This is a genomic window from Kribbella sp. NPDC048915, assembly GCF_040649595.1.
Classification (GTDB): domain Bacteria; phylum Actinomycetota; class Actinomycetes; order Propionibacteriales; family Kribbellaceae; genus Kribbella.
On sequence record NZ_JBEZFT010000144.1, the window covers coordinates 1 to 6,339 of the forward strand.

4 protein-coding genes are annotated in these 6,339 nt (G+C 68.3%); 2 read left to right on the forward strand and 2 right to left on the reverse strand.

The window, feature by feature from the left end:
- Positions 1 to 259: 259 nt before the first annotated feature.
- Positions 260 to 1,279, reverse strand: coding sequence for a LacI family DNA-binding transcriptional regulator (locus tag AB0B82_RS35190; protein WP_360178877.1), 1,020 nt, complete (start codon positions 1,277 to 1,279; stop codon positions 260 to 262).
- Between the two features lie 233 nt (positions 1,280 to 1,512).
- On the opposite strand from AB0B82_RS35190, the gene ugpC reads away from it, so the two are divergent.
- Positions 1,513 to 2,592, forward strand: coding sequence for a sn-glycerol-3-phosphate ABC transporter ATP-binding protein UgpC (ugpC, locus tag AB0B82_RS35195; RefSeq protein WP_360178868.1), 1,080 nt, complete (start codon positions 1,513 to 1,515; stop codon positions 2,590 to 2,592).
- A gap of 15 nt (positions 2,593 to 2,607) precedes the next feature.
- Here ugpC and AB0B82_RS35200 read toward each other — a convergent pair whose 3' ends face one another.
- Positions 2,608 to 3,615 carry a glycosyltransferase family 2 protein gene (locus tag AB0B82_RS35200; RefSeq protein ID WP_360178871.1) on the reverse strand — a complete coding sequence of 336 codons (1,008 nt, stop codon included), beginning with the start codon at positions 3,613 to 3,615 and terminating at the stop codon, positions 2,608 to 2,610.
- A 93-nt stretch (positions 3,616 to 3,708) separates the two neighbouring features.
- Between AB0B82_RS35200 and AB0B82_RS35205 the strand changes: the two genes are divergently transcribed.
- Positions 3,709 to 6,249, forward strand: a complete 2,541-nt coding sequence (locus AB0B82_RS35205; RefSeq protein ID WP_360178874.1) for a YfhO family protein — start codon at positions 3,709 to 3,711, stop codon at positions 6,247 to 6,249.
- The last annotated feature ends 90 nt before the right edge of the window (positions 6,250 to 6,339 follow it).

A 6,339-nucleotide genomic window follows, 5' to 3' on the forward strand; every position in this document is an offset into this window, starting at 1 on the left:
GGCACAACGACCGAATCGGAGCACCCGTACTCCGGTCCATAACCGCCTACGACCACTGAGATCCCAGGCCCAGCCGTGCATCAATCATCTAGCCCGAACCTCCAGGTAGGCAGAACCCGCCTTTCCGGGCCCGAAACACCCCGAAATCAGGGGTTCTGCATACCTGGAGGTCCACAAACCTCCGGCCCGGGGCCGTCCGGCAGGGGACGACCCCGGGCCGGGGCACGCCGGCAGGCCGGTATCTCAGCGGCCAGTCAGGTCAGCGCGCGGGGCCGGTGGAGGCGCGGACGACGAGTTCGGGGCGGAAGAGGAACTCGGTGTGGGGGGTGGTGTGGCCGCGGACCTCTTCGAGCAGGGACTGGACGGCGGCGAGGCCCATGGCGTGGACGGGTTGGCGGATCGTGGTCATCGGGGGGTCGGTGAACTCCATCATCGGCGCGTCGTCGTAGCCGACCACCGAGAAGTCGCCCGGAACGGACAGCCCGCGTTGCCGGGCCGCGCGGATCACGCCGAGCGCCATCATGTCCGAGCCGCACACCACCGCGGTGACTCCGGCGTCGAGCAACTGCCGGCCGGCCGCCTCACCGCCCTCGACGCCGAACATGCTCAAGGCAACGAACGGGTCGAGGTCCTCGTCGTGCACACCCAACTGGGCCTTCATCGTGGTCCGGTATCCGGCCAGCTTCCGCTGCACGACGATGAACCGCTCCGGTCCGGACGCGAAGCCGATCCGCCGGTGGCCGAGCGCGACCAGGTGGGAGACCGCCTGCACCATCGCGGCATGCTCGTCCGAGGACACGAACGGCGCCTCGACCGACGGCAGCCAGCCGTTCACGAACACCACCGGCAGCCGCCGCTCGACCAGCGCCCGGTAGCGCTCGTGGTCCGCTCCGGTGTCGGCGTGCAGACCCGAGACGAAGATGATTCCGGAGACGCCGCGCTCGAGCAGCATCTCGACGTACTCTTCCTCGGTCGCGCCGGACGGTGACTGGGTGCACAGCACCGGCGTGTACCCGCGCTGCGACAGGGCCGACTCGATCACCTGCGCGAACGCGGGGAAGATCGGGTTGATCAGCTCCGGCATCACCAGCCCGATCAGCCCTGCGGACCGCCGCCGCAACCGGGTCGGGCGCTCGAAGCCCAGGACGTCGAGAGCGGTCAGCACGGACTGTTTGGTGTCCTCCGCGACCCCCGGCTTTCCGTTCAGCACCCGCGAGACCGTCGCCTCACTGACCCCCGCCTGGGCCGCGATGTCCGCCAGCCGTGCCCTGCTACCCACGCCGCTGCTCACGCGGGGCACTGTACCCAGGCGCTGCTGACTTTTCAGCAAGATCCTGCAAGAACTTGCAGGATGCGCACAGGCGTCCAGAACGTGAACAGTACGGACACGTCACACGCCGTACACCTTGTCAGGACGAGCGCGCCGGGCGAGGATAGGCGGACTCCCCCGCCCTGGGGGAACCTTTACTCGGATCGTCCGGCACGTTCCTGCCGGTGAAGGGAAGAACAGTCATGGCTACTGTGTCGTTCAAGGCGGCGACCCGCATCTACCCGGGTTCGGACACTCCCGCCGTCGACAAGCTCAACCTCGAGATCGAGGACGGCGAGTTCATGGTGCTCGTCGGCCCGTCGGGTTGCGGTAAGTCCACCTCGCTGCGGATGCTCGCCGGCCTCGAAGAGGTCAACGAGGGCTCCATCTACATCGGCGACCGCGACGTCACGCACCGTCCGCCGAAGGAGCGGGACATCGCGATGGTGTTCCAGAACTACGCGCTCTACCCGCACATGTCGGTCGCGGACAACATGGGCTTCGCGCTGAAGATGCAGGGTGTCTCCAAGGAGGACCGGGCCAAGCGCGTCGGCGAGGCCGCCAAGCTGCTCGGCCTCGAGGAGTACCTGGACCGCAAGCCGAAGGCGCTGTCCGGTGGTCAGCGGCAGCGTGTCGCGATGGGTCGTGCGATCGTCCGTAACCCGCAGGTCTTCCTGATGGACGAGCCGCTGTCGAACCTCGACGCCAAGCTGCGGGTCCAGACCCGTACGCAGATCGCCGAGCTGCAGCAGCGCCTCGGTGTCACCACCGTCTACGTCACCCACGACCAGGTCGAGGCCATGACGATGGGCGACCGGGTGGCGGTCCTCAAGGACGGTCTGCTCCAGCAGGTCGACACCCCGCTGAACCTGTACGACAACCCGAAGAACAAGTTCGTCGCGGGCTTCATCGGCTCGCCGGCGATGAACCTGATCACCGCCGACATCGCCGAGGGTGGCGCCAAGGTCGGCGACTACGTGATCCCGATCCAGCGTGACGTGCTGGCCAAGGCCGGCAACGACAAGACGCTGACCGTCGGCGTTCGCCCGGAGGCCTTCAAGGTCGCCGACGAGGGTCTGCCGGTGAAGGTCGCCGTCGTCGAGGAGCTCGGCGCCGACGCGTACCTGTACGGCACCGCGGAGCACAACAACGAGCACCAGCAGATCGTGGCGCGGATCGACGCCCGGATGCCGGTCGAGAAGGGCTCCACGGTTCGTCTGGCGGCGGTGCCGGACAAGCTGCACCTGTTCTCCTCCTCCACCGAGGAGCGTCTCACCGCCTGATCTCAGCAGTAGCCGCTACCGGCCCTGGGTGGTTCGTCCACCCGGGGCCGGTGGTTTTTGGACCCGGTCCACGGGCAGCCGGTCGGCGGGGTCCATGTTGGTCTGCTTCAGCAGATAGTGCGGGCGCTTCTTGGTCTCGTAGTAGATCCGCCCGATGTACTCGCCGATCACGCCGAGCATCACCATCTGCAGCCCACCGAGCCCGACGATCGCGGCGATCAGCGTGACGTACCCGGGCATGTCGACGCCGTGCAGGATCGCGGCGATCAGCACCCAGACGGCGTACGCGGCAGCGACCCCGGTCAGCACCAGGCCGATGTAGATCGCGAGCCGCAGCGGCTTGTTGTTGAACGACAGCAGCCCGTCGAGGCCGTACTCCAGCAGCCGCCGGAACGTCCACCGGCTCTTCCGGTCCGCCGGCGGCTTGACGTTGTCGTATTCGAACAGCAGCGACTCGAAGCCGATCCAGGCGAACAGGCCCTTGGAGAACCGGTTGTACTCGTTCAGCTCGAGCAAGCCGTCGACCGCGCGCCGGGACAGCAACCGGAAGTCGCCGACGCCGTCCATCAGCTCGACGTCGGCCCACTTGTTGATCAGCCAGTAGTACGCCCGCGCGAACAGCGTCCGGGTCGCCGGGTCGCCGGTGCGGTTGCGCCGCGCGATCACCTGGTCGAAGCCGCGCTCGTACTCGGTCAGCATCCGGCCGATCAGCTCCGGCGGGTGCTGCAGGTCGGCGTCCATGATGATCACGGCGTCGCCGGTCGCGTACCGCAGGCCGGCCAACATCGCTGCTTCCTTGCCAAAGTTCCGGCTGAAGGACAAATAGCGCACCGATTCGTCGGACGCCGCCAACCCGACGAGCGCATCGAGCGTCCCATCAGTGCTGCCGTCGTCGACGTACACGATTTCGTAGGGTCGCCCAATTGCGGCGAGCTCCTGGCCGAGCGCCTGATGGAATCGGGCGATCACCTCGACCTCGTTGTAACACGGCACCACCAGACTCAACCGCATCGTCGTCCCCATCCGCCCCGAGAGTTGACCTCGATGCCATTCTTGTCCAGACCAGAACTACCCGCTAGCTTTGGCGACCGGGTGAGCGGAACGAAGGGGCGGCCAATGGGTTCGGACGACAGCGCCGAGGGGCGAACCGAGGGACAGCGGGTCCCCCGGCGATCGGTGCTGCTCCCGGCAGCCGTCGCCGCTGTCGTGGTGGCGGCGGTCTTCGCCGCCTCCGGAATCATCCGCGGTACCTATCCCTTCGGTTCACTGTCCCGCAGTACCAACGATCTTGGCACGCAGTACATCCCGTTCTTCGCCCATCTCTGGGACGTCGTGCACGGCCGCGCCCAGGGCGACCTGCTGTTCAACTGGCAGAGCGCCTTCGGCGTCGGCTTCCTCGCGGATGCCGGGGTCGATCTCGGTAGCCCGTTGTCATTGCTGGTGGCTTTGTTCCCCCGGGACCGGATCGACCTCGCCGTCTACGTCGTCACCACACTCAAGCTGAGTCTGGCGGCGGCCGCGATGAGCGCCCTACTACTCAAGATGCGTCCCGGGCCCCGTTGGGTTGCAGCAATCCTGGGAGTTTCGTACGGCGTCTGCGGCTGGGCGCTCGACGACGGAGCATACGTGCCGATGTGGCTCGACGGCCTGATCGCACTGCCGATGTTCTTCCTGGTCGCCGAGTGGTCACTGCGCCGGACCAATCGGGTGCTGAGCGTCCTGGTGGTGGCCTTCTTCTGGCTGTCGAACTTCTACACCGCCTACATGGCGACGATCGCGGCCGGGGTCTACCTGATCGCCCGGCTGCTGAGCAGCGACCTGACCTGGGCGCTGCGGCTGAAATCGGCCGTCCGGCACGGCGTCTCGTTCGTGCTCGGGATGGCGCTGGTCGCGCCCGTCCTGGTGCCGATCATCACCGCGAACCGCGTCGCGACGCCGTCCCCGTCCGGGATCTTTCACGCCTCGGCCATGGACCTTTTCCTGTCCCGGCTGCTGCCGCTGTCCGAGGGCGTCGGCCGCACGGCCAGCCTGTACGTCGGCACGATCGCGCTGCTGCTGGCGCTGACGATGCCGTTCAACAAGTTCGTGCCGTGGCGACCGAAGACGGTCTGGGTGGTGACGACCGTGCTGATCGCGTGGTCGTTCCGCTGGGGGCCGACGCAGGAACTCTGGCATGCCTTCGACACCCCGAACGGTAGCCAGTACCGCGAGGCGTTCGTGCTCTGCGGGCTCCTGGTGGTCGTGGCCTGGCTCGCGGTCGCGTACAAGCTGCCCGGCCCGATCGCGCTGCTCGGCGGCGCGGCTCTGCTGGCTCTGATCGTGTACGTGTCCAACGGCAGCCCACTCCTCACCGAGCATTGGCTGGCGGTGGTAATCGCGTCCGGAGCGATCGCTGTAGTTGCGTTCGGCATCATCTGGACGCTGCGCCGGTTCCCGGCCACGCGGCGCGCGAAATGGCCGGTCGCCGCAGCGTTCGGCGTACTGCTGGCCGTCGTCGCGGTGGAGACCACCTGGACCGCCGTGATCACCGACGAGCAGCGCTCGAAGGTGCTCAGTACGTCGAACGCCGCGTGGAACGAGCAGCAGACCGCGCGGTACGACGCGTTGCGCGCCGCCGACGGCTGGCCGGAGTACCGCACCGAGCCGGGAACGTCGATCACGCCGAACGACCCGATCCTGCTCGGCGGCCAGGGCGCCGGCCTGTACAGCAGCCTGCTGCCGCACCCGGTGAACCAGATGATGACCGAACTCGGCTTCGGCTGGTCCGGTTACGGTCGGGCCGCGCGGACACTCGACAACCCGGTCACCGACGCGATCCTGTCGGTCGGCGCCCGGATGCGGCTCGTCGACGACGGCGATCCGGAGATCACCCGGACGACCGTGCCGCCGCTGGTGACGGTCCGGCGCCGGCTCGCCCCGGCGGTCCCGCTCGATGCCGCCGCGCCGAACGCGTACGCCGCCCAGGAGCGCCTGCTCGGCACCGAGGTGTACGACGTCCCAACGTACAAGGGCACCCGCTTTCCGTCGGGGGACGTGAAGCTCGTCGCGCGCTGCACCCCGGGCAGCCCGGTGTTCCTGTTCCTGCCCCGCGTCGGCGGCCGCGCCCGGCTGGCCGACGGCCGATGGTGGGACCTGACGGCGACCCGCCGGCCGGGGATCACCACGAGCAGCCAGATGCTCCGACTCGGGACGACGCCGGCCGACGGGGTGGTGCTGGTCGAGGTCGACTTCGCCGCCGCGCCGCAGGGCATTCCGCCGCGCTACGCGATCGGTTGTCTCGACCAGTCGGCGCTGGACACCGCGATCACCCGGCTGCGGGCGACCGGGGCGACGGATGTCGAGGCGGGCGGACACTCGCTGCGTGCGACGCTGCCCGCGGGAAGCACCGGCTGGGCGGTCGTCGGCGTACCGAAGATCGACGGCTGGAGCTGTCGGGTGGACGGCGGTCAGCGCCAGGTCCCGCGCAACTTCGGCGGCCTGATGGCCGTTCCGCTGGCCGACGGCGCGGACCGGGTCGACTGCACGTTCGTACCGCCAGGGCTGCGCCGCGGCCTGGCCGTCGGCGCAGCAGCCGCGCTGGCAACACTCGGCATCGTCCTGATCGGCGCGGTACGGCGCCGGACGACGACTCGCAGGCTGACCGACCAGTTGAGCTAGAGCGTGTCTGACAAACATTGGGGCTGTTCGTTGAGAGCCTTGGTGTCGTGTCGAGGTTTCGGTTGTTGTCGGATGTGCAGTGGTCGTTGA